The 22941-nt window shown below is 68.7% G+C and carries 20 protein-coding genes and 2 pseudogenes; 14 read left to right on the top strand and 8 right to left on the bottom strand.

All coding sequences use genetic code 11. The features are described from left to right. Positions 1-80 precede the first annotated feature (80 nt). On the top strand, positions 81-563 hold the full coding sequence (locus tag AB4Y99_RS02730; RefSeq protein ID WP_038359271.1) for an NUDIX domain-containing protein: 483 nt from the start codon (positions 81-83) through the stop codon (positions 561-563). A 43-nt stretch (positions 564-606) separates the two neighbouring features. On the opposite strand, the gene AB4Y99_RS02725 is transcribed toward AB4Y99_RS02730, so the two are convergent. After that, entirely contained in the window at positions 607-2151 is a 1545-nt protein-coding gene (locus tag AB4Y99_RS02725; RefSeq protein ID WP_441522271.1) for a lyase family protein, read from the bottom strand. Positions 2152-2452: 301 nt separating this feature from the next. On the opposite strand from AB4Y99_RS02725, the gene AB4Y99_RS02720 reads away from it, so the two are divergent. Further along, complete coding sequence (locus AB4Y99_RS02720; RefSeq protein ID WP_038359269.1) at positions 2453-2968, top strand: GNAT family N-acetyltransferase; 516 nt, start codon at positions 2453-2455, stop codon at positions 2966-2968. Here AB4Y99_RS02720 and AB4Y99_RS02715 read toward each other — a convergent pair. Genes AB4Y99_RS02715 through AB4Y99_RS02700 form a run of 4 tightly spaced genes read right to left on the bottom strand, consistent with a single transcriptional unit; the run spans position 2952 to position 9840 of the window. After that, positions 2952-5042, bottom strand: a complete 2091-nt coding sequence (locus tag AB4Y99_RS02715) for a hypothetical protein (protein WP_441522270.1) — start codon at positions 5040-5042, stop codon at positions 2952-2954. The genes AB4Y99_RS02720 and AB4Y99_RS02715 overlap by 17 nt on opposite strands. Positions 5043-5044: 2 nt before the next feature. After that, positions 5045-7882, bottom strand: a complete 2838-nt coding sequence (locus tag AB4Y99_RS02710; RefSeq protein ID WP_441522269.1) for a DUF4159 domain-containing protein — start codon at positions 7880-7882, stop codon at positions 5045-5047. A gap of 13 nt (positions 7883-7895) precedes the next feature. Further along, the gene (locus AB4Y99_RS02705; RefSeq protein WP_441522268.1) at positions 7896-8813 is read right to left on the bottom strand and encodes a DUF58 domain-containing protein; all 918 of its coding nucleotides are present in this window, start codon (positions 8811-8813) and stop codon (positions 7896-7898) included. 4 nt (positions 8814-8817) lie between these two features. Further along, the gene (locus tag AB4Y99_RS02700) at positions 8818-9840 is read right to left on the bottom strand and encodes an AAA family ATPase (RefSeq protein WP_112762871.1); all 1023 of its coding nucleotides are present in this window, start codon (positions 9838-9840) and stop codon (positions 8818-8820) included. A 240-nt stretch (positions 9841-10080) separates the two neighbouring features. Between AB4Y99_RS02700 and AB4Y99_RS02695 the strand changes: the two genes are divergently transcribed. The 4 genes from AB4Y99_RS02695 to AB4Y99_RS02680 are packed head-to-tail and all read left to right on the top strand — an operon-like array spanning position 10081 to position 12810. Then, positions 10081-10659, top strand: coding sequence for a DUF1285 domain-containing protein (locus AB4Y99_RS02695; protein ID WP_441522283.1), 579 nt, complete (start codon positions 10081-10083; stop codon positions 10657-10659). Next, positions 10656-11309 carry a CoA pyrophosphatase gene (locus tag AB4Y99_RS02690; protein WP_191123832.1) on the top strand — a complete coding sequence of 218 codons (654 nt, stop codon included), beginning with the start codon at positions 10656-10658 and terminating at the stop codon, positions 11307-11309. The genes AB4Y99_RS02695 and AB4Y99_RS02690 overlap by 4 nt, the downstream gene beginning before the upstream one ends. 11 nt (positions 11310-11320) lie before the next feature. After that, on the top strand, positions 11321-11578 hold the full coding sequence (locus tag AB4Y99_RS02685; protein WP_038359260.1) for a DUF6111 family protein: 258 nt from the start codon (positions 11321-11323) through the stop codon (positions 11576-11578). Continuing rightward, positions 11575-12810 carry a CCA tRNA nucleotidyltransferase gene (locus AB4Y99_RS02680; protein ID WP_441522267.1) on the top strand — a complete coding sequence of 412 codons (1236 nt, stop codon included), beginning with the start codon at positions 11575-11577 and terminating at the stop codon, positions 12808-12810. The genes AB4Y99_RS02685 and AB4Y99_RS02680 overlap by 4 nt, the downstream gene beginning before the upstream one ends. Before the next feature lie 40 nt (positions 12811-12850). Here the strand turns inward: AB4Y99_RS02680 and hemF are convergent, their stop codons facing one another. Together hemF and AB4Y99_RS02670 are read right to left on the bottom strand one after the other, a co-directional pair. Beyond that, positions 12851-13783 carry an oxygen-dependent coproporphyrinogen oxidase gene (gene hemF / locus AB4Y99_RS02675; RefSeq protein ID WP_441522266.1) on the bottom strand — a complete coding sequence of 311 codons (933 nt, stop codon included), beginning with the start codon at positions 13781-13783 and terminating at the stop codon, positions 12851-12853. Then, positions 13761-14279, bottom strand: a complete 519-nt coding sequence (locus AB4Y99_RS02670) for a tRNA (cytidine(34)-2'-O)-methyltransferase (protein WP_051987534.1) — start codon at positions 14277-14279, stop codon at positions 13761-13763. Before AB4Y99_RS02670 ends, hemF begins: the two co-directional genes overlap by 23 nt. 119 nt (positions 14280-14398) lie before the next feature. Here AB4Y99_RS02670 and AB4Y99_RS02665 point away from each other — a divergent pair, with 119 nt between their 5' ends. The 8 genes and pseudogenes from AB4Y99_RS02665 (at position 14399) to AB4Y99_RS02630 (ending at position 22402) form a co-directional block, all read left to right on the top strand. Next, on the top strand, positions 14399-16264 hold the full coding sequence (locus AB4Y99_RS02665) for an ABC transporter ATP-binding protein (protein WP_441522265.1): 1866 nt from the start codon (positions 14399-14401) through the stop codon (positions 16262-16264). A gap of 174 nt (positions 16265-16438) precedes the next feature. After that, entirely contained in the window at positions 16439-17002 is a 564-nt protein-coding gene (gene petA / locus AB4Y99_RS02660) for a ubiquinol-cytochrome c reductase iron-sulfur subunit (protein ID WP_038360185.1), read from the top strand. Positions 17003-17055: 53 nt separating this feature from the next. Continuing rightward, positions 17056-18026 (top strand): annotated as a pseudogene (locus AB4Y99_RS02655) (cytochrome b). Positions 18027-18033: 7 nt separating this feature from the next. After that, the gene (locus tag AB4Y99_RS02650) at positions 18034-18918 is read left to right on the top strand and encodes a cytochrome c1 (protein WP_133562819.1); all 885 of its coding nucleotides are present in this window, start codon (positions 18034-18036) and stop codon (positions 18916-18918) included. Positions 18919-19164: 246 nt separating this feature from the next. Further along, the gene (locus AB4Y99_RS02645; RefSeq protein WP_441522264.1) at positions 19165-20043 is read left to right on the top strand and encodes an S-methyl-5'-thioadenosine phosphorylase; all 879 of its coding nucleotides are present in this window, start codon (positions 19165-19167) and stop codon (positions 20041-20043) included. Between the two features lie 62 nt (positions 20044-20105). Beyond that, the gene (locus tag AB4Y99_RS02640; protein WP_038360183.1) at positions 20106-20642 is read left to right on the top strand and encodes an adenine phosphoribosyltransferase; all 537 of its coding nucleotides are present in this window, start codon (positions 20106-20108) and stop codon (positions 20640-20642) included. A 9-nt stretch (positions 20643-20651) separates the two neighbouring features. Further along, a complete protein-coding gene (gene mtnA, locus AB4Y99_RS02635; RefSeq protein ID WP_441522263.1) occupies positions 20652-21761 on the top strand; it encodes an S-methyl-5-thioribose-1-phosphate isomerase in 1110 nt (369 codons plus the stop codon). Next, the gene (locus tag AB4Y99_RS02630; RefSeq protein WP_441522262.1) at positions 21758-22402 is read left to right on the top strand and encodes a class II aldolase/adducin family protein; all 645 of its coding nucleotides are present in this window, start codon (positions 21758-21760) and stop codon (positions 22400-22402) included. Before mtnA ends, AB4Y99_RS02630 begins: the two co-directional genes overlap by 4 nt. A 75-nt stretch (positions 22403-22477) precedes the next feature. On the opposite strand, the pseudogene AB4Y99_RS02625 reads toward AB4Y99_RS02630, so the two are convergent. Continuing rightward, positions 22478-22941, bottom strand: a pseudogene (locus AB4Y99_RS02625) (MFS transporter); the annotation flags it as partial.

The following is a 22941-nucleotide window of genomic DNA, read 5'->3' as shown; positions in this document are numbered from 1 at the left end:
TCCGTTATGCAGTTTTTGCATAGACAATTCATCTGGGATGGGAAAACGAGCCGATGGAGCCATCACCGCCCGAAAGGGCTATGCGTGAAGAGCCCGGCCTTTCATGGGCGCGCCGGATGCTGGGGCGCCTGCTGCATCTTTATTTCCGGCTGGTCCGCAGCGTCACCTTCGGGGTGCGGGTGGCCGTGATCAGCGAAGCCGGCGAGGTCTTCCTCATCCGCCACACCTATGTTCCCGGCTGGCATCTTCCCGGCGGCGGGGTCGAGGTGGGGGAGACGGTCCTGGACGCATTGGCGCGCGAGCTGCAGGAGGAGGCCTGCATCACGCCGACGGGCACGCCCCGCCTGCACGGCATCTATTTCAACCGCCGCGTCTCGCGGCGCGACCATGTCGCRCTCTATGTCGTGCGGGCCTTCCGCGTGGATAGCGTCAAGCGACCCGATCGCGAGATCGCCGAGGCCGGGTTCTTTCCGCTCGACCATCTGCCGGAGGGCGTGACGGCCGGGACGCGCCGTCGGCTGGAGGAGATCGCCAAGGATCTGCCGCCGGCCGCCGATTGGTAAGGCGGGCCGGAAGGCACCCGAAGGTCGTCAGTTCGCGCTCGTGTCAGTTGGCGCTTCTGGCGAGCGCGGTGAAATCCGCGTCGAGCCTGGCGAGAGCATCGGCGATCCGCGCGCGCTTCTCCTTGACCCAGCCATCCTGCTGGTCGAGGCGCTGCCGGGCCTCGCGCAGCATGCGCTCCATTTCGGCCGGCTGCGGGCCGCCGGAGGTGGCGCGGTTCTYCACGATGGCGACGGGATCGAGCGTCGCGCGAAACTCGGCCTCGCTCATCGGCAGCTCGGCCGGCGAAAGCTGCATTTCGGCGGCGGCCTTGCGATAGATCGCCTGGGCCTGCGCATAGGGGAAATCGGTCGGCTTGATGGCGTTGAGCTTGGCGTAATCGACGACCTCGGAGGCGAAATGGTGCCCGGCGCGGAAGGGCAGCTTGTACCTCCGCATCAGCACGTCGGCGAGTTCCTGGGAGGCGGTCCAGTCGCTGTTGAGCTCGTCCAGAGCCCGTTCGGGATCGATCGCCAGCGCCTTCAGGATGCGGTCGAGATCCTGAAGGGTCCTCGTGGCGCTGTCGATCATCGCGCTGTTGGCCTTGGCGTCCTTGGCGTCGGGCATGCCGGGCGGGATGTTGTGGGCCTTGAAGACCGGGCCCATCGCCAATGTGAGCGCTGTCGAGGCCTGCTCGCGCGTGCCGTTGAGCAGGCCGGGATTGCGCTTCTGCGGCATGGCGCTCGACACATAGGTGGTGCCGCCGCCGGTGGTGCCGCCTTCTTCGCGCAGGAGAATCCAGGGGCGTGGCTGCGCATATTGCGTCATCACGTCCTGAATATAGCCGCCGGCATGGAGCGCGATGCCGGTGACGATGGAGCCCGCTTCGACGGGCAGATCGGCGGCCGCGATCTGCGAGGCATCATAGGCGTTGTCGACGAGGGCGCCGAAGCCGAGATAATTGGCCATGCGCTGGCGGTCGAGCGGCCAGCTCGTGCCGTTGAGCACGGTCGTGCCCATCGGCGAATGGTCGAGCCGGGCGTAGAACTCGCGGATGCGCTGGGCGTCCCTGTCGAAGCCGGCGACGAGGCCGAGCAGGTAATGGCCATAGCTGTTGGGCTGGGCGGCGACGCCGTTGGTGTAGTTGGGGACGATGGTGCCTTGATGCGCCGCGGCCAGCTCGACCATCGTCCGCATGGTCTTGCCGAGCTGGTCGGCCAATGCCAGCAGCCGGTCGCGCATGATCGCCGCGCGATAGGTCGCGTGCATGTCCTGGCTTGAGCGGCCGGCATGGATCAGCGTGACCTCGACACCGGCCTCCTTGATCATCAGCGGCTCGAAGGTGATGACGGTCGAGGGGCGCCTGGCGCCGGGCTGGTTGCCGGCCTCGATCACCCGCGCGATGCCCTGTGCGATCTTGGGGGCGAGCGCCTTGTCGAGCAGGCCCGCCTGGCTGTTGATGACGGTGCTCGCCTTGTTGATCTCGCCGAGCCAGAAGAATTCGTCGCGCGGCGGAGCCTTGTTCGGCCCGCCTTGCTGCTGGGCTCCCGCAGGCAGCGCGCAGGCGACCGCCAGGGCCGCGATGCCCGCCCGCATCAGCTTGTTCATCATGAGGTTTCCTCCGTTTTCGGGGAGGCGTCTGCGCATCGGCATGCTCTGGCCCGCCCGCTTGTCGTTGCTCTTGCAGGTCGAGGAGGAGTTGAAACCAATCGCTGCGAGGCGGCAAGCCGGCCATGGCTGCGCAGGAAGCGATGGACGCCCATGCGAAGCTCTGCTAGAGGCGCGCTCGATGAACGACCTTCACAGCCAGAGCGACCTGCGACGACCGATGCGCTGAATGCGCCTCCCGGCCTGAGCGCCCGCGCGCCCGGCCTTCGTCATTATCCCGCCGCTGCTGTTTTCTCCGGTCGTCATGACATCCCTGCCTTTGACCATTCGCCACGAGCTTCCCGTGGACCAGGCCGCCATCGAGCGGCTGCATGAGCGCGCCTTCGGCCCCGGCCGCTTCGCGCGCACCGCCTTCCGTCTGCGCGAAGGCGTGCCGCCCGATCCGGCTTTGTCCTTCGCGGCACATGTCGGCACCTTCCTCGTGGGCTCGGTCAAGGTGACGCCGGTCGCCGCCGGCGGACATACGGCGCTGATGCTCGGGCCGCTGACGGTCGATCCGGCCTTCGAGGGCAGGGGGATCGGCGCGGCGCTGATGAACCGCTCGATCGAGGCGGCGCGCGCGGCCGGGCACGATCTCGTCATGCTGATCGGCGATGCGCCCTATTACGCCCGCTTCGGCTTCAAGGTCATTCCGCCGGGGCAGCTCATCCTGCCCGGCCCGGCCGATCCCTCGCGCTTCCTGGCGCTGGAGCTCGTCGAGGGCGTGCTGGCGCAGCGGCGCGGGGCGGTGAGCCCGCTGCGGGCTACCCCTCGCGCCTGAAGCGCCTTCCGCTCTCGCCGAGCCAGCCGGCGACGAGCGCGCCGAACAGGATCGCGAGCCCGATCAGACCGACGAAGAGCGGCGAGATCTGGACGCCGCGGACGATGCCGGAATCGCTGATCCTGAGGCCGATCCAGTCGGCGCCGGCGAATTGGCTGCCGGAGCGTACCGGGACGATGCGCGGAACGTTGACGCCGGAATCGCCTTCATGGCCGATGCGGCGCGAGGAGCCGCCGGTCGACTGGGCCAGGACCTGCAGCGCGTTGGGATCGCTGACCACGTCCATCAGCTCGCGCGGATTCTCCGGCCCGACGCTGGCAAAGGCGGCGAGGTTGTCGGCGGTGAGGCGATAAAGGCCCTGCTGGTCCGTCGGGATCCGGGCGGCGAAGAGACCGGGCTGTCCGGCTTCGAGCGCGACCTGCCGCGACCCACCGTCGGGGCCGGTGATGGTGACGGGGGAGGGATTGTCGCCCAGCGTCTGGCGCTCGACCTCGACGATGCCGTTGCGGGCGGTGGCGCGCAGCGCCTCCTCCTCCAGCTCCGGCTCCTTCATCAGCCAGTGGCTGAGGCGCCTGAGCAGGTCGAGATAGGGGCCGCCATTGCGAAAGCCGCGGGCCCAGAGCCATTCATGGTCGGAGAGGAAGAGCGCGACACGGCCCTTCTGCTCGCGTGAGAGCATCAGGAGCGGGCGGTCGCCGGGGCCGGTCATCACCGGGGCGGCACCGGCTCGCGCCTGTGCGCCGACCATGCGCAGCCACTCGCCCCAACGCGGCGGATCGACCTCCGAGCCCGGCAGGTCGCGGGTGACGGGGTGGCGCTTGCCGAGGTCGCTGACGCGGGCGCGATAGGCCTCGTCGATGACGCTGCCATCCGGCACGGCCGGCAGGATCTGGCCGAGCGGCGTGCGCGCGAGCGTCTGGCCGCCGGCATATTCGGGGCCGGCGGCAACGAGCAGCGCCCCGCCTTCGCGGACATAGCGGACGATGTTGTCGAARTAGACCAGCGGCAGGATCGACTGGTTGGCGTAGCGGTCGAAGATGATCAGGTCGAATTCCTTGATCTTGACCTGGAACAGCTCGCGCGTCGGAAAGGCGATCAGCGACAATTCGTTGATCGGCGTACCGTCCTGCTTCTCCGGCGGACGCAGGATGGTGAAATGGACGAGGTCGACATTGGCGTCGGCCTTGAGCAGGTTGCGCCATGTGCGCTCGCCCGGATGCGGCTCGCCCGAGACCAGCAGCACGCGCAGTTTGTCCCTGACTCCCTCGATSGTGATGACSGCGCGRTTRTTGGCRAGCGTSAGYTCGTTMTCGAGCGGGGAGGCCTCGATCTCGACGACGTTCGGCCCGCCGCGATCGATGCGCACCGGCACCTGCACGACCTGCCCGGTCGCGACCTCGCGACGGGCGACGATCTCGCCGTCGCGACGAATGGTCAGCCCGGCGCGGCCGGGGCCGCCCTTGTCGACGACGCGCAGGCGGATGATCTGGTCCTTGCCGACGATGCCGAAGCGCGGCGAATCGACCAGCACGATGCGGCGATCGATCTCGGCGTTGCGGCCGGTGGTCAGGACATGCAGCGGCGCGCGCAGGCCGAGCACCTCGGCATTGGGCGGCGCATCATGGGCGAGGCCGTCGGTGATCGCGATGGCGCCGGCGACGCGTTCGGAAGGCACGTCGGCGAGGCTGTTGGTCAGCGCCTCGAACAGGCGGGTGCCGTCGCTCGTGCCCTGCGCGTCGCGGACGTCGACGATGCGGGTCTCGACATTGGGGATGCCGCGCAATTGCCGTTCGACATCGGCCAGGGCAGCGTCGGTCTGGGCCGTGCGGTCGGCGAGGCGGTTCGAGGCCGAGCGGTCGACCACGACCGAGACGACGTCCTTCACCGGCTCGCGGTCCTCGAAGACCAGGGAGGGGTCGGCGAGCGCGATGGCCAGCACCGCCAGCGCGAGCGCGCGCAGGATGGCGCTGCGGCCGGCCAGCACGATGGCCGCGCCTGCGGCGACGGCCGCCAGCACGGCGAGGCCGATCAAAAGCGGCAGCGGGATCAGCGGGGCGAAGGAGAAGCTCCACATGGCTATTGCCCCAGCCTCTCGAGCAGAGCCGGGACATGGACCTGGTCGGCCTTGTAGTTGCCGGTCAGCGCATACATCACGAGATTGATGCCGGCGCGCAGGGCGAGCTCGCGCTGGCGCGGATCGGAGCCCGAGAGCGGGACCAGCCCCTCACCGCGCCGGTCGATTGCCCAGGCGGCGGCGAGATCGTTCGAGGTGATGACGATGGGCGAGACGTTGTCTCCGGCGCGCGCCGGGCGGCGGCCTTCGTCATCGGCGGGCGGCAGGGTCTCGACCCAGGTGGTGCCGGTGTCGTAGCGGCCGACCAGCCCGTTCAGGATGTAGAAGGTCTTGGTCAGGACGTGGTCGGCGGGCAGGGGCTCGAGCTCGGGAATATCGAGCGTCTGCAGCATGCGCTTGAGCTGGTCGCCCTCGGGCGTGGTGCCGCCGCCGGGCCGGGCGCTCATGGCGTCGCGCGTGTCGAAGATCACGAGGCCGCCGCCCTTCATATAGGCTTCGAGCTTGCGCAGCGTCTCGGCCGAGGGGATCGGGCGGCCGGCGACGATCGGCCAGTAGAGCACGGGGAAGAAGGCGAGCTCGTCACGCTCGACATTGACACCCACGGGGTCGCCCGGTTCGAGCGCGGTGCGGGCGCCGAGCACGGTGTTCAGACCCGTCAGCCCGGCTTTCGAGATGTCGTCCACCGCCCTGTCGCCGGTGACGACATAGGCGAGCCGCGTCATCGCGCCATTGGCGAGGAGCTCGCGCGGGATTGGCGGAAGGGCGGCTTGCTGTGCGGCGGATGGCGTTTGCGCCGGGGCGGGCTGAGCTTCAGCGCGATCGGGAAGGAAGGCGCCGGCCAGGGCGAGCGTGAGCAGGATCGCGGCCGGCGCGGCGGTGCGGCGGGCACGACCGAAGCCGAGACGTCCGCCGAGCCAGAGCGTCGCGAGCGTGTCGGCGACCAGCAGCAGCAAGGCGAGGACGAGCAGGGGCGGGCGGATGTCGCGCGCGATCGGCTCGTCGATCGGCAGGATGGGAGCGCCGAGGCTGGCAAGGTCGAGCGCGGCGATCCTGTCGTTCGGGGCAAGCGCATTCACGGCAAAGGAGCCTTCCGTGGGGCCGTAGAGGCCGGGCGGATGCAGCAGCGTCGCACGCCCGGCGAAGTTGCGGGCGACGGGCTGGCTCGTCGCCGGCGGGCTGCGGAACTGGCCGAGGCCGTCGAGCACGCGGGTCGGCGACAGCGTCTCGGCCCGGACTTCCTCGCCCTGCGTGTCGGCGGTCGTTCCGGCGCCGGCGAGATTGACGACCTTGCGCAGCATCTCGACGAAGAGGCCGGAGAGCGGCAGGTTCGACCAGGTGGTGTCGGCGGTGACGTGGAACATCGCGATGAGCCCGTCGCCACGGTGCTCGCCGGTGACGACCGGCGTGCCGTCCTCCAGCGCCGCCCAGGTCTTGCGGGAGAGGTTCGGCTCGGGCTCGGCCAGGATCTGGCGGTTGACGCGGAGCTCGGCGCCGATGGTCAGGCCGAAGAAGGGGCTCTCGCGGGTGAAGGCGGCGAGCTTGCGCGGCGTGTCCCAGGAGAGGCCGCCGCCGAGCGTGCGCCCGCCGCGGCGCAGCTTGACCGGGGTCAACTCGTCGGAGCTGGCCGCCAGGCGCGGGCCGGCGAAGCGCAGCAGCACGCCGCCACGCTGCACGAAATCGCCGATCTTCGCGGTCGTCTCGCGGTCGAGCGCACCGATATCGGCGAGCACCAGCACGGAGAGGTTCTGTGCCAGCAATTCGCCGATCGGGTCGTTCGAGCCCTGGCGCGGCTCGCGGATCTCGGCGAAGGGCTGGAGCGCGCGCGAGACATAATAGGTCGGGGAGAGCAGCGGCTGGGCGGTGTCGGCCGTGGTGCCCGAGACGATGCCGACGCGGCGGCGCTTCGAGCTCTCGTCGAGCAGGGCGACGGCTCCGGCGCTGCGGATGCCGGCGATCTCCAGACGCGAGACGGCGTTGCGCACCTCGATCGGCAGGGTCAGGCGCGCGGTGGTTTCCAGCGCCGAGCCCTCGAAGACGAAGGGGGCGTCACCGAGCGACAAGCCTTTCAGGTCGAGCGCGCGGACTGTGCCGGTGGCGGGAGCGGCGGCGTTCGGGCGCAGCACCTTCACCGTGAGAGCTCCAGCCTGGTTCTCGGGAGCCGCCAGCGCGAGCTGGATCGCCGGGCCGGCATGGATGGCGAGGCGGCGGTTGCCGGCAACCTGCTTCAGCCGGGACAGGAAGGGGCCGGGGTCGCCGATCGCGAGCCCGTCCGACACCCAGACGATCTCGGCCTCCGGCGCATTGCGCAGGACATTCTCGATGCGGGGCAGGTGGGCGGCGCGGTCCGGCGCATGCGGTTCGAGCGTCATGGCCCGCAGGCGCTCGAGAGCGGTGCGTGGATCGAGCAGCGAGATTTCCGCCGGGTTCTCGGCCAGGCCCACCACGGCGACGGTGCGGCCTTCGCGGGTCGCGGCAGCGATGCGGGATTCGGCGACGGCGATGCGCTCCGCCCAGTCGGGCGCGGCAGCGAAGCCGTTATCGACGAGGAGCAGCACCGGGCCGCGCGCCGGCCCGGCATCGCGGGGCGGATTCCAGACCGGGCCGGCAACCGCGAGGATGGCGAGCGCGGCCACAGCCATCCGCAAGGCGAGCAGCCACCAGGGCGTATGCGCCGGCGTCTCCCGCCTCGGGACGAGGTCGGCCATGATCTTGAGCGGCGGGAAGTCGATGCGGCGCGGGCGCGGCGGCGTCACCCGCAGCAGCAGCCAGAGTGCCGGCAGCAAGGCGAGCGCCGCCAGCGCCAGCGGTGCGGAGAAGGTCAGGGGCAGGGCGCCGAACATCTCGCGTCCCTCCCTAGAAGCCGGAAGCGCCGCGCGCGGCGGCAATGAGGCTGGCGACGCGCAGCACGCCTTCGCTCGCCGGCCGGTCGGTGCGGTGGAGTGTCAAGGTCCAGCCGGCCTTGCGGCAGGCCTCCCTGATCGTCTCGCGATGGGCGGCGAGCCGCTGGCGATATTCCTCGCCCCAGGAACCGGCATCGCCGACGCGCAGGGTCAGCCCGTCCTCGAGGTCGAAAAGCTCGGCCTGGCCGGTGAAGGGGAAGGTCTCCTCGATCGGGTCGGCGATCAGCAGGACATGGCCGCGCGCGCCGCTCGACGACAGGGTGCCGATGCGCTGCGCCAGCGAGGCGGAGGGCGAGAGCCCATCGGTGATGATGATCGCATCGGCGAGCCTCGGCAGCGGCATGGCTGGCGGCAGATCGTCCTCCGCGTTCTTGCGGTCGGCGACGATGGCCTGGGCGAGCAATTCGATGATGTTGCGCGAGGCGAGCGGCCGGGTCAGCCCGAGATGGCCGACGCGCTCGCCGCCTTCGACCAGCGTCTCGGCCAGGGCGAAGCCGGAGACGAGGGCGCGGTCGATCTTGGAGGTGAGGGCGAGCGAGGAGGCGAAGCCCATCGAAGCCGAGCGGTCGATCCAGAGCCAGACGGTGTGGGAGGCTTCCCATTCCCGCTCGCGCACGAAGAGGTGGCCGTCACGCGCCGAGCGGCGCCAGTCGATGCGCGAGGCGGATTCGCCGGCGACCAGCGGGCGGTATTGCCAGAAGGTTTCGCCCGGCCCGGCGCGGCGGCGACCGTGAATGCCATGGACGCTGGCCGAGACGCGGCGGGCTTCGAGGATAAGGCGGGGCAGGCGCGCGGCAAGGTCGAGCGAAGCGGTGAGGACGGGCCTCGCCGGCTGTCGCTCGGTCTGACTCAGGACACGCGTGCGCAGCATCAGCCTATCCCAGCCGTTCCACCAAGCGGCCGATCACGCCCTCGACGGTCTCGCCATCGGCGCGCGCGGCGAAGGTCAGCGCGACACGATGCTTGAGGACGGGGGCGGCCAGCGCGACGACGTCGTCGACCGAGGGGGCGAGCCGGCCCTCGACGAGCGCGCGGGCGCGGGCGGCCAGCGTCAGCGACTGGCTGGCGCGCGGGCCGGGGCCCCAGGCGAGCTTGTCGGTGATGGCCGCGTCGCCCTCGCCGGGACGCGCGGAACGGACGAGGTCGAGGATGGCATCGACCACAGCATCGCCGACCGGCAGACGGCGGACGAGCCGCTGGATCGACATCAGAGTCTCGGCCGTCATCGCCTGCGAAGGCTTGTATTCGGTGGCGCCGGTGGTCTCCAGCAGGATGCGCCGCTCGGCCTCGCGGTCGGGATAGCCGACATCGATCTCGAGCAGGAAGCGGTCGAGCTGGGCTTCCGGCAGCGGATAGGTGCCTTCCTGCTCGATCGGGTTCTGGGTGGCGAGCACGTGGAAGGGGGCGGGCAGGTCGTAGCGCTCGCCGGCGACGGTGACGTGGTGCTCCTGCATCGCCTGCAGCAGGGCCGACTGGGTGCGCGGGCTCGCGCGGTTGATTTCGTCCGCCATCAGGAGCTGGGCGAAGACCGGGCCCTTGATGAAGCGGAAATGGCGCTTGCCGTCGCTCGACTCGTCGAGAACCTCCGAGCCGAGGATGTCGGACGGCATCAGGTCGGGCGTGAACTGCACGCGCCGGGCCGAGAGGCCGAGCACCGTGCCCATCGCCTCGACGAGCTTGGTCTTGGCGAGGCCGGGCACGCCGACAAGCAGGCCGTGGCCGCCGGCCAGCAGCGTGATGAGCGAGAGATCGACCACCTTCTGCTGGCCGAAGATGACCTGGCCGATCTCCTTGCGGGCCGAGCCGATGGCACCGAGCGCGGCCTCGGCCGCCTCGACGATGCCCGTATCGAGGTCGATCGGCGAAGTGCTCTCGTTTGCCCGGGCTTGCGCCGCCATGTCGATCTCCTTCACCCTTGCATCCTTGCTGCTTTCGGGACGCACATCGCAGGACGCGAACCCGACGGCATGTTCCACCGTTGAATGTGGACGGGCCGTTTTGCAGTCTCAAGCGCCGATTGCGGCGGTACACATAAACTCGGCTTCACGATTATGTGGAGTTCAAGGCGGAAACACGATGCAACCAATATGCCGCGGACGAAAACGGCGGGGCTTTCGATGACGGCGCCGGGCAATGCGATGGAAAGGCTGATGGCGGCGCTCGGGAGCGGAACGCCCGGCAAACCGCGCGGCTTGCCGCCTGTCGAGCGCTGGAACCCGCCCTTTTGCGGCGATCTCGACATGCGCATCGCCGCCGACGGCACCTGGTTCTATCTGGGTACGCCGATCGGCCGGCCGGCGCTGGTGAAGCTGTTCTCCTCGGTTCTCAAGCGCGAGGGCGACGAGCACTTTCTCGTGACCCCGGTCGAAAAAATCCGCATCCGGGTCGACGATGCGCCTTTCCAGGCCGTGGAGATGCAGGTCGACGGTGAGGGCGACGGGCGTAGCCTGGCCTTCAGGACGCAGGTCGACGACCTACTCAACGTCGGGTCAGAGCATGGCCTGCGCTTCGAGCGGGCTGCCAAGGACGGGCTGAAGCCTTATGTGCATGTCCGGCGCGGGCTCTGGGCCCGGCTGACGCGGGCCTTGACCTATGACCTTCTGGCGCTCGGCGAGGTGCGGGAGGTCGCGGGCGAGGCAATGTTCGGCATCGCGGCCGCGGGGCATTTCTATCCGGCGCTGCCCGCAAGCGAGATCGAGGGCCTCGATATCTCATGACATCAGGGAAAGCCCTCAATCTCAGCGCCGAGGCCTTCGCGGCGCTGGCGCGGGAGCGCCTGCGGCCCGAGCCACCTCTGCTCGGCGACGTGATCGCCCGGCCGCGCGGCGACCATGAGAACCAGCCGCAGCCCGTGCCCATTCCCGACGAGGAGCGGGCGGTTCCCGCCGCCGTGCTGATCGGCGTGGTGGCGCGCGCGGCGGGGCCGACCGTGTTGCTCACCCAGCGATCGGCGGCCTTGCGCAACCATTCGGCGCAGGTCGCCTTTCCGGGCGGACGGGTCGATGCCGTCGATGGCTCGCCCGTCGTGACGGCGCTGCGCGAGACGGAGGAAGAGATCGGGCTTGCCCGCGAGCATGTCCGCACGCTCGGCTTCCTCGACGCCTATCTGACCGGAACCGGTTACCGCATCGTGCCGGTGGTCGCGCTGGTCGAGCCACCGTTCTCGCTGACGATCAACCACAACGAGGTCGACGAGGCCTTCGAGACCCCGCTCTCCTTCCTGCTCGACCCCGCCAACCACAAGCGCGAGGGGCGCGAGTGGCAGGGCCATATGCGCACCTACTATGCGATGTCTTTCGGGGATCGCTATATCTGGGGCGCGACCGCCGGCATCATTCGTAACCTTTACGAGCGGCTGGCGGGCTGAAGGACGAGAGAATGCTGCGCGCGATCATCGAAGAGGTTCTGCTCTTCGTCCTGCCCTTCTGCATCTTCGCGGGCTATCTCGTCGTCCGGCGGCGCAACCCCTTCGATGTCGAGCACTGGAGCCGCCATGCCTTCTGGCTGGCGGTCGTCGGGCTCGCGCTGGTGATCGGCATCCTCGCCGTCGAGGGCTTCATGACGAAGCGCAGCCAGGGCGCCTACGAGCCGCCGCATATGGAGAACGGCGTGCTCGTGCCCGGCCGGTTCCGATGAACGCTCCGGCACAGGACAGGATCGCGGCCTTCCTGGCGCGACCGGTTCTGGTGCGCCTGCTCGCCGCGCTCAACGGCGAGGGCGAGGAGACCCGCATCGTCGGCGGTGCCATCCGCAACCTGCTGCTCGGCGAGCCGATCAGCGATATCGATCTCGCCACGACCGCCCTGCCGAAGGAAACGATCCGGCGCGGCCGGGCGGCGGGCTTCAAGGCCGTGCCGACCGGCATCGCGCACGGCACGGTGACGCTCGTCGGTGGCGGCGCGAGCTTCGAGGTGACGACGCTGCGACAGGATGTCGAGACCGACGGACGCCGGGCCAAGGTCGTCTTCGGCCGCGACTTCACCACCGATGCGACGCGACGCGACTTCACCATCAATGCGCTCGGGCTCGACCGGGACGGCCGGGTCCATGACTATTGCGGCGGCCTGGCCGACCTCGCCGCGCGCCGCGTGCGCTTCATCGGCGATGCCGCGACCCGCATTCGCGAAGACTACCTGCGCATCCTGCGCTTCTTCCGCTTTCATGCGCGCTATGGCGCAGGGGAACCCGATTCCGAGGGGATCGCAGCCTGTATCGCCGGGCGCGAAGGCCTCGGGGGCCTGTCGCGGGAGCGGGTGCGGGCGGAGCTGATGAAGCTGCTGGTCGCGCCGGGCGCCTCGGCCACCTTGCAGGCGATGGCGGGGGCCGGGCTGCTGATGCCGGTGATCGGCGGGGTGCCGCATCTCTCCCGTTTCGCGGCTGTGGCCGGGGATGGCGGCGAAGGTGTCCATCCGGCGTTCCGGCTGGCGGCGCTGTCGGTCGCGGTGAGCGAGGACGCCGTAAGGCTGCGCGAGCGATTGAGGCTGTCCAACGAGGAGTTCGACCGGATCGAGCGGATCGCCGCCGCGCTGGAAAGCCTCGGCGGGCGGCCGGGCCTGCCTCCGGTCGTCGCGCTGCGCCATGCCGCTCAAAGCACGGGGAGCGTTGCGGTCGCCGCCGCACTGGTCCTGCTGAGCGCTTCGGCCGGGAAAGAGGCCGGACATGACGTGCAGCGGCTCATCGCCGAGCTCGCCAGGACGCCGCCCTTCCTGCCGACGGGCAAGGACGTCGTCGCGCTTGGCGTCCCGCCCGGGCCCCGTGTCGGACGGCTGCTGGAAGCAGCCCGGCGGGGCTGGATCGAGGCCGGCTGCCCGGCCGGCATGGATGAGCAGATGGGGTTTGTCGAAGAGATCGTAAGGTCGGCCCGGTAAGCGCCGGTTCCCCGTGCCCCGCTTGGCGAGGCCGCGCCCCTTACGGCCAGCGCACCGTCGGCGGCATCGAGGACAGGATGGAATCGACGTTGCCGCCGGTCTTCAGGCCGAAGATCGTGCCGCGGTCATAGAGCAGGTTGAACTCGACATAGCGGCCGCGCCGGACCTGCTGCTCATGGCGCTGGGCCTCGGTCCAGGGCTTGCCGATGTTGCGGCATAGGACGTTCGGATAGATGTCGAGAAACGCCTCGCCGACGGCGCGGGTGAAGGCGAAGTCGGCTTCGACATCCCCGGTCCAGACATAATCGTAGAAGATGCCGCCGATGCCGCGCGGTTCGTTGCGGTGCTTCAGGAAGAAGTACTCGTCGCACCACTCCTTGAAGTTCTGATAATCCGCGACCTTCGGGAAGCGATCGCAGGGCCGGCGCATCGCCGCGTGGAAGTCGCGGCTGTCGGGATCGTCCTGCGTGCGGCGGGCGTCGAGCACCGGCGTCAGATCGGCGCCGCCGCCGAACCAAGGCCGCGTCGTCACCACGAAACGCGTGTTCATGTGGACGGTCGGGGCGTTCGGGTTCCAGGGGTGGGCGATCAGCGAGATGCCCGTGGCGTGGAAGCGCGGATCGTCCGCAGCGCCGGGAATCTGCCCGGCGAAGTCGGGATGGAAGCTGCCATGCACCGTCGAGACATGGACGCCGACCTTCTCGAAGACGCGGCCCTTCATGATCGACATCACGCCGCCGCCGCCCGGCGCGCCGTCGTGATTGGTGCGCTGCCAGGGCTTGCGGGCGAAGCGACCGGGCGTGGCATCGGCCTCGGGCGCGAAGGGACCGGCGGCCTCGTCCTCAATTTGCTCGAAGGCCGCGCAGATCTGGTCGCGCAGATCCGCGAACCAGGCCGCCGCGCGTGGCTTCAGCGCGGCGACGGCGGCAGCATCGACGGGAGCGGAGGTTTCAGCGGGGCGGCGCGTGCTCATGATCGGTCCGGTTGGCTTCTGCGCGGCCGGGAAAGCCGCCTGTCTGTCGCAATGCCTCGCCCATTACCATCGCGGCGGCCAGCGCGACATTGATCGAGCGCAAACCGGGGCGCATCGGGATATGCAGGCTCGCCTGCGCCGCCTCGCGCACCTCAGGCGTCACGCCGGCGGATTCGCGCCCGACCATGACGATGTCGTTCGGCCGGAAGGCGAAATCCGGCAGGGCGACATCGCCATCCGTCTCGGCCAGCACGAGCCGGCGTCCTTCCGCCCGGCGCCATTCCTCGAAAGCTCTGAAGGAATCATGGCGCGCCACGGTGGCGCGCTCGAGATAGTCCATGCCCGAGCGGCGGAAATGCCGGTCCGAGACATCGAAGGCCGCCGGCTCGACGATATCGACGGCGAGGCCGAGACAGGCCGCCATGCGGATCATCGTGCCGGCGTTCTGCGGAATGTCCGGCTGGAAGAGCGCGAGGCGGAGAACAATGGCTGTCATCGGGCTGCTGTCATGGGCTGGCGGGCCGACATGCGTCAAGCAGGGTGGTCTTCGGTCTGAATCGAACCCATATCTCGCTCTAAATTTCGCCGCGATATCGACCCAGAGGAGGGCGGTCCATGTTCGCATCGCTTTTCCGCTGGCTCGAGAGCCGCATCGACGTCTTCGCTCCCTTCGACGAGCGGGAGACGCCGCCGCGCGGCGTCTGGCCGTTCATGTGGCATCACATCAGGGGCGTGAAGGGTTGGATGGCGGTGATCATGATCACCGGCCTCGGCTTCAGCGGCATCGAGGCGGCGATGTATCTGATGGTCGGCTGGTTCGTCGACCTGCTCTCGACCCAGTCGCCCGAGACGATCTTCCGCGACCATGGCTGGGTGCTCGCGGGGGCGGCCTTCCTGCTCGTCGTGGTGCGGCCGCTGATCTATTTCGCCAACCACGCCATCGTCGACCAGGTCGTGGTGCCGCAGATCACCAACCAGATCCGCTGGCGCAACCATGTCTACACGCTCGGCCACGCGCTCTCCTATTTCCAGAACGATTTCGCCGGGCGGCTCTCGGCCCGCGTCATCCAGGCGGGACAATCGATCCGCGGCGCGACCATCGAGGTCATCGACGATCTCTGGTACGCGCTCGTCTTCGCCTCGGTCGCCATCGGCTTCTTCGGCAAGACCAGCCTGTGGCTCGCGCTGCCGGTCGTCGCCTGGCTCGGTGCCTATGYCGYGCTGCTGATCTATTTCGTGCCRCGSGCSAAGAAGCGCTCSGAGGCGAAYTCGCTSGGSCGYTCCWGCACGACGGGGCGCATCGTCGATTCCTATACCAAYATCCTGACGGTGAAGCTGTTCGCGCGGGCCGATGCCGAGCGTTCGGCCGTGCGCGAATCGCTGGGATGGTGGAACGAATCCTTCCTCAATCTCTCGCGCCTGATCACGGGCGTCAGCGTCATCCTGCAGACGATGAACAGCCTGCTCGTCGTGGCGACGGCGTGGCTGGCGCTCTGGTTGTGGAGCCATGGCGAGATGACGCCCGGCGCGGTCGCGGCGGCCATCGGCCTGGTGCTGCGCCTCGTGCAGATGTCGAGCTGGCTGATCCATCTCGTGCGCGGCATCTTCGAGAATATCGGCTCGGTGCAGGAGAGCATGGAGACGATCGCCAAGCCGCACGACCTGCCGGATGCACCCGGCGCCGTGCCGCTGGTGATCGACGAAGGGGCGATCCGCTTGGACAAGATCCGCTTCAACTACGGCAAGGGGGACGGGCTGTTCGACGGGCTCGACCTGTCGATCAAGCCCGGCGAGCGCGTCGGGCTTGTTGGCCCCTCCGGCGCGGGCAAGTCGACCCTGGTGAACCTGCTGCTCAGGCTCTACCCGCTCGAGGGCGGGCGCATCCTGATCGACGGGCAGGACATCGCCCATGTCACGCAGGATTCGCTGCGGGCCCAGATTGGCATGGTGACGCAGGACAATTCGCTGCTGCACCGTTCGATCGGCGACAACATCGCCTATGGCCGCATCGGCGCGGGCGAGGCCGAGATCGCGACCGCGGCGACGCAAGCCGAGGCGCATGACTTCATTGTCGGCCTGCACGACCAGGACGGCCGCAAGGGCTTCGATTCGCGTGTCGGCGAGCGCGGGGTGAAGCTCTCCGGCGGCCAGCGCCAGCGCATCGCGATTGCCCGCGTGCTGTTGAAGGACGCACCGATCCTGATCCTCGACGAGGCGACCTCGGCACTCGATTCGGAGGTCGAGGCCGCGATCCAGCAGCAGCTCGCGGCGCTGATGCAGGGCAAGACGGTGATCGCGATCGCGCACCGACTCTCGACCATCGCGGCGCTCGACCGGCTGATCGTGCTCGACAAGGGCCGGATCGTCGATGTCGGCAGCCATGAGGAGCTGATCGCGCGTGGTGGGCTCTATGCCCGGCTCTGGGCCCGCCAGTCCGGCGGATTCCTGGCCGCGGCCGATCCGGAGAAGCTCGCGGTCTGAGCCCTCGCCAGCCGCCTGTGCGCCATGCGCTGACGGGACGCTCGCGACAGTAGACTTCGTCAAATCTGCATGTCAAAGAGCCCAAGGTGACGCACCGCCGCATTGCGGAGGTTGCGACGCGCCCCTATGAGGGCGACAGGCGACAATTTCGAGCTGTTCCAGCTCGCAAGACGTATGAGGGATTGGATCGTGGCGCACGCGACCGATACATCGACCGGAACAACCCGCCGCGACTTCCTGCTGCTCGCGACCGGCGCCGCCGGCGCGGTCGCGGCCGGCTCCATCGTCGTTCCGCTGATCAGCCAGCTCGCGCCCGACGCCCAGACCATCGCGGCCGGCGCGCCGGTCGATGTCGATCTGGCGCCGATCGCGGCTGGCCAGGCGATCAAGATCTTCTGGCGCGGCAAGCCCATCTTCGTGCGCCACCGCACCAAGAAGGAGATCGACGAGGCGCTCGCCGTCGACGTCAGCACGCTGCGCGACCCGCAGACCGACCAGCAGCGCACCAAGGCCGGCCACGAGCAGTATCTCATCGTCTTCGGCAACTGCACCCATCTCGGCTGCATTCCGCTCGGCACCGCTCCGGGCGAGTCGAAGGGCGATTTCGACGGCTGGTTCTGCCCCTGCCATGGCTCGCACTACGATTCCTCCGGCCGCATTCGCAAGGGCCCGGCACCGCTCAACCTGCCGGTTCCGCCCTATGCCTTCACGGCGGACACCAAGATCAAGATCGGCTGAGCGATGCGCTCGACGCTTTCCCGACAGATTGAGACAGCCTTGAGGCATTCTTCATGAGTGGTCACAGTTCATACGTTCCGAAGACCGGCATCGAGCGCTGGCTCGACGCGCGCCTGCCGATCATCCGGCTGGCTCATGATTCGGCGGTGTCCTATCCGGTTCCGCGCAACCTGAACTACCTGTGGACCTTCGGCGGCATCCTGGTGTTCATGCTGGTGGCGCAGATCATCACCGGCGTCATCCTGGTGATGCACTACACGCCGCATGCGACGATGGCCTTCAACTCCGTCGAGCACATCATGCGCGACGTGAACTACGGATGGCTGCTGCGCTACCTGCACTCCAACGGCGCCTCGATGTTCTTCGTCGCGGTCTACGTGCATATCTTCCGCGGCATCTATTACGGCTCGTACAAGGCCCCGCGCGAGGTGCTCTGGATCCTCGGCGTCGTCATCTTCCTTTTGATGATGGCCACGGCCTTCATGGGCTACGTGCTGCCCTGGGGCCAGATGTCCTTCTGGGGCGCGACCGTCATCACCAACCTGTTCTCGGCCCTGCCGGTGGTCGGCGAGACGATCGTGACCTATCTCTGGGGCGGCTACTCGGTCGACAACCCGACGCTGAACCGCTTCTTCTCGCTGCACTACCTGCTGCCGTTCATGATCTTCGGCGTCGTCGGGCTGCACATCTGGGCGCTGCACGTCGTCGGACAGAACAACCCGACCGGCGTCGAGGTGAAGAACGTCGAGAAGGACACCGTTCCGTGTTCTGGGCCTGGGTCATCGTCTGCATCGGGCTCGGCTATCTCGGCGCGATGCCGCCGGAGGGCGGCTACGTCATCGCCTCGCAGATCTTCACCGTGCTGTATTTCGGCTTCTTCGTCGCGCTGTTCGTCGTCGGCCTGTTCGAGCGTCCGAAGGCGCTGCCGACCTCGATCGCCGACTCCGTGCTGGCCTCCGCCAAGAACGGCTCGGCCGTCCGCATGGCGGCCGCCACCGCTGCCGAACCGAACGTCAAGGGCTGACGGAACCATGAGCAGAACATCGTTTCGTCTGGCCCTGACGGGTCTCGCCGCCGGCCTTGCCTTCACGGCACTGTCGCTTCCGGCCGCCCACGCGGCGGAAGGTCGTGTCGAGCCGCCGCAGCTCAGCTGGAGCTTCTCGGGCCCGCTCGGCAAGTTCGACCGGGCGCAGCTCCAGCGCGGCTTCAAGGTCTACAAGGAAGTCTGCTCGAGCTGCCACGGCGCCAGCCTCGTCGCCTTCCGCAACCTGTCGGAGCCCGGCGGCCCCGAATTCACGCCCGGCCAGGTTGCGGCGCTCGCGGCGACCTACCAGATCAAGGACGGCCCGAACGAGACGGGCGAGATGTTCGACCGGCCGGGCCGCCCGGCGGATCGTTTCCCCTCGCCCTTCCCGAACGAGCAGGCGGCCCGTGCGGCCCAGGGCGGCGCCTATCCGCCGGACTTCTCGGTTCTGGCCAAGGCGCGCACCTATGAGCGCGGCTTCCCGCGCTTCATCTTCGACATCTTCACCCAGTATCAGGAGCAGGGCCCGGACTACATCCACGCCCTGATGGTCGGCTACAAGGAGCCGCCCGCCGGCTTCCAGGCCCTCCTGCCCGGGCAGAACTACAACGAATACATGCCCGGCCACCTGATCGCGATGCCGAAGCCGCTTTCGGATGGCCAGGTCGAATATCCGAAGGGCGCGGACGGCAAGCCGCAAGTGCCCGAGACGGTCGACCAGTACGCGCGCGACGTCGCCGCCTTCATGGTCTGGATGGCGGAGCCCCATATGGAGCAGCGCAAGCGCATCGCGCTGTGGTTCATGCCCTTCCTCGTGATCCTCGCCTTCCTGCTCTACTTCAGCAAGAAGAAGATCTGGTCGCGCATGCCGGATGGCTCGCCCGCCCATTGAGGCAACAGGACATCCTTCTGGAAAAGGCTCCGCTCGGCGGGGCCTTTTTCTTTTGGGGCCTCCGTTTCCGCCCATCTTGCGGGTCCTGTATTGCGAGCGTCATCGAAAGGTGATCCCTTCCGCGCCCGCACCGGAACGCCGTGTGTCCTGTCGGGCGCGGCAACGGCGATCGACCTATTTGTTACCGCATCGGTTGTCCCCGAAAAGTGGCTTCCACCTTTCGGCCGATGCTTGAGGGAAGCATTCATGAGCGAAGCCGTACTCGGAATCATCGGCGGATCGGGCATCTACGATCTGCCGGGCCTRACGGATATCCGCGAGGAGCGGATCGAGAGCCCCTGGGGCGAACCTTCCGATGCGCTGCGGATCGGCCGGATCGGCTCGACGAAGATCGTCTTCCTGCCGCGGCACGGGCGGGGCCATGCGCTGTCTCCCTCCGACATCAACTACCGCGCCAATATCGACGTGCTGAAGCGGGCGGGCGTGACCGATCTCGTCTCGCTCTCGGCCTGCGGCTCCTACAAGGCCGAGCTCTATCCGGGGCTCTTCGTGCTGGTCGACCAGTTCGTCGACCGTACCAGCCGGCGCGAGAGTTCCTTCTTCGGCAAGGGCTGCGTCGCCCATGTCTCCGTCGCCCATCCGGTGGGGCCGGGTCTGCAGAACCGGCTCGCCGAAGCGGCTGAAGCGGAGGAACTGCCCTTCGTTCGGGGCGGCACGCTGGTGACGATGGAAGGGCCGCAATTCTCGACCTATGCCGAATCGATGACCTATCGCGGGCTCGGCTATGACCTGATCGGCATGACGGCGATGCCCGAGGCCAAGCTCGCGCGCGAGGCCGAGATCACCTACGCCACCGTCGCGATGGTGACGGATTACGATTGCTGGCACGAGCTGCATGGCGCGGTCGACGTCGCCTCCGTCGTCGCGGTGCTGCATGAGAACGCCGACAAGGCGCGCCGCCTCGTCGCTCGCCTGGCCGCGGATTTCCCGGCCGAGCGCGAGCCCTGTCCGGCCGGCTCGCACAACGCTCTCGACAACGCGATCATCACGGCGCCTGCCTTCCGCGATCCGRCCCTGTTGGCCAGGCTCGACGCCATCGCCGGACGGGTGCTCAAGAGCGCGTGATGGCCGCACCCTTGACGAAGCGGGCCGGGCGTCCGACCAAGGCGCTCGACCACGCGCCCGGGATGCCGCCCATGAATCTCGCCGACACGATCCGTGCCATCCCGGATTATCCGCGGCCCGGCATCATCTTTCGCGACATCACCACGCTGCTCGGCGATGCGCGCGCCTTCCGGCGCGCGGTGGACGAGCTGGTGCAGCCCTTCGCGGGCTTAAAGATCGCCAAGATCGCCGGCATCGAGGCGCGGGGCTTCATCCTTGGCGGCGCGGTGGCGCACCAGCTTTCGGCCGGCTTCATCCCGGTGCGCAAGAAGGGCAAGCTGCCGGGCGAGACGTTGCGCGTGACCTATGCGCTCGAATACGGCACCGATGAGATCGAGGTGCATCGCGACGCGGTGCAGCCGGGCGAGCGCGTCCTGCTCGTCGACGACCTGATCGCGACCGGCGGCACGGCGGAAGGCGCGGTCAATCTCCTGACGAGGCTCGGCGCCGAGGTGGTGGCGGCGTGCTTCATCGTCGACCTGCCGGAGCTCGGCGGGGCCGACAAGATCCGCCGGCTCGGCGTGCCGGTCCGGACGCTGGTCTCCTTCAGCGGGCATTGAGCGCAGACAATGAAGATCAATGGCCAGCATTACCGGACGATCTGGCTCGCACAGGATGGCTGGCGCGTCGTCGTCATCGACCAGACGCGGCTGCCTTTCCGCTTCGAGACGGTGGCGCTCGGTTCGGCCGAGCAGGCCGCCGACGCGATCCGCAACATGGTGGTGCGCGGCGCGCCGCTGATCGGCGCAACGGCCGCCTATGGCGTGGCGCTGGCGATGCGGGCCGACGCGTCCGACACGGCTCTGGACGCGGCGTTGGCCCTCCTTGGCGCCACGCGCCCGACGGCGGTCAATCTGCGCTGGGCGCTCGCGCGCATGCGGCGCGTGCTGACGCAGCTCGCTCCGGCCGCCCGCGTCGAGGCTGCCTATACCGAGGCGGCCGCGATCTGCGACGAGGATGTCGCGCTCTGCCGCGCCATCGGCGGGCACGGCCTGCCGTTGGTCCGCGAGATCGCGGCGCGCAAGCTGGCGGGCCAGCCCGTCAATATCCTGACCCATTGCAATGCCGGCTGGATCGCCACGGTGGACTGGGGCACGGCGCTGGCGCCGATCTATCTGGCCCATGATGCCGGCATTCCGGTCCATGTCTGGGTCGATGAGACGCGCCCGCGCAACCAGGGCGCGGCATTGACGGCCTATGAGCTCGGCGCCCATGGCGTGCCGCATACCGTGATCACCGACAATGCCGGCGGCCATCTGATGCAGCGCGGGCAGGTCGATCTCGTCATCGTCGGGACTGACCGCACCACGGCCGCCGGCGATGTCGCCAACAAGATCGGCACCTATCTCAAGGCGCTGGCRGCGCATGACAACGGCGTGCCKTTCTATGTCGCGCTGCCCTCGCCGACGATCGACTGGAGCATTCGCGACGGCCTGCGCGATATTCCGATCGAGGAGCGCGCCGGCCGCGAGGTCACGCATCTCGCCGGGCTGGCGGAGGATGGCGAGGTGAGAGCGGTCAGGGTCGTGGCGCCGGGCAGCGCGGTGGCGAACCCGGCCTTCGACGTCACGCCGGCGCGGCTGGTGACGGGGCTGATCACCGAGCGTGGGGTCTGCGCCGCGAGCAGCGAGGGGCTGGCGGGGCTGTTCCCGGATCTGGCGTGTGGAGCGGCGGCATGAACGAGCAGGCGTTGCGGGCAGAGATCGTCGCGGTCGCGCAGGCGATCGACCGTGCGGGTTTTTGTCCCTCGAAATCCGGCAATGTCTCGGCGCGCTTCGAAGGCGGTTTGCTGATCACGCCGTCCGGGCTGCCCTATGCACAGACCAAGCCGGAGAATCTGATCCATCTTTCGCTCGACGGCGCGGTGCTTTCGGGCGCGCGCAAGCCGTCCTCGGAATGGCCGTTCCATGTCGAGATCTACAAGGCGCGGCCGGATGCGCAGGCGATCGTGCACACCCATTCGCCGCGCGCGACGGCGCTCTCCTGCACGCGGCGCGGCATTCCGGCCTTCCACTACATGATCGCGCTCTGCGGCGGGGCGGATGTGCGCTGCGCCGATTATGCGACCTTCGGCACGCCCGAGCTTGCCACCAATGCGGTGCAGGCGCTGGAGGGGCGCAAGGCTGTGCTGCTCGCCAATCACGGCGTCATCGCGCTCGGCGGCTCGCTTGCCGGCGCGCATCAGATCGTCGCCGAGGTCGAGAACCTCGCCGGGCAGTATCTCGACATCCTCGCCGCGGGGCTCGAGCCGGTCATCCTCGACACCGAGGAGATGGCGCGGGTCTCGGCGAAATTCGCGGGCTACGGCAAGGTCGGCTGAAGGCGCGGCGGCTTTCGCAAAGCCGGAGCATCCGCACGAGCTCGCGCAAGCCGAGCCCGTGCGGGGCGTTGGGGCTCAGTCGTGGACCGAGCGATGCTTGATCACCAGGACCGCGATGATCGTCAGGGCGCAGCAGGCCATCAGATAGGCGGCCACCAGGGTCGGCTTGCCGCCCGCAGCTGCGACCAGCGATGCCGCGATCAGCGGCGTGGGGCCCGCGACGAGCACGCCGTTGAGCTCACGCGACATGGCGAGACCGGAAAAGCGATAGCGCGTCGGGAACAGGTTCGCCAGGAACGCGCCCTGCGCGCCCGCCATCGCCCCGAAGCCGATGCCGTAGCCCAGGCCGATGCCCACCGTGGACCAGACCACGCTGTGCGTGTCGAACATCCAGAACAGCGGATAGGCCAGGAGGAGCACGAACAGAGCCCCGCCGGCATAAACCTTGGCGCTGCCGATGCGATCGGCCAGCGCCCCCATGATCGGCACGCCGGCGATGCCGAACAGCGAGCCGATGGTGACGGCGACCAGGCCCTCCG

Source organism: Allobosea sp. TAB14 (assembly GCF_052113865.1).
Classification (GTDB): Bacteria; Pseudomonadota; Alphaproteobacteria; order Rhizobiales; family Beijerinckiaceae; genus Allobosea; species Allobosea spartocytisi.
Note: the sequence above shows the minus strand (reverse complement) of the source record. Positions and strands in the feature narration are given on the sequence as shown.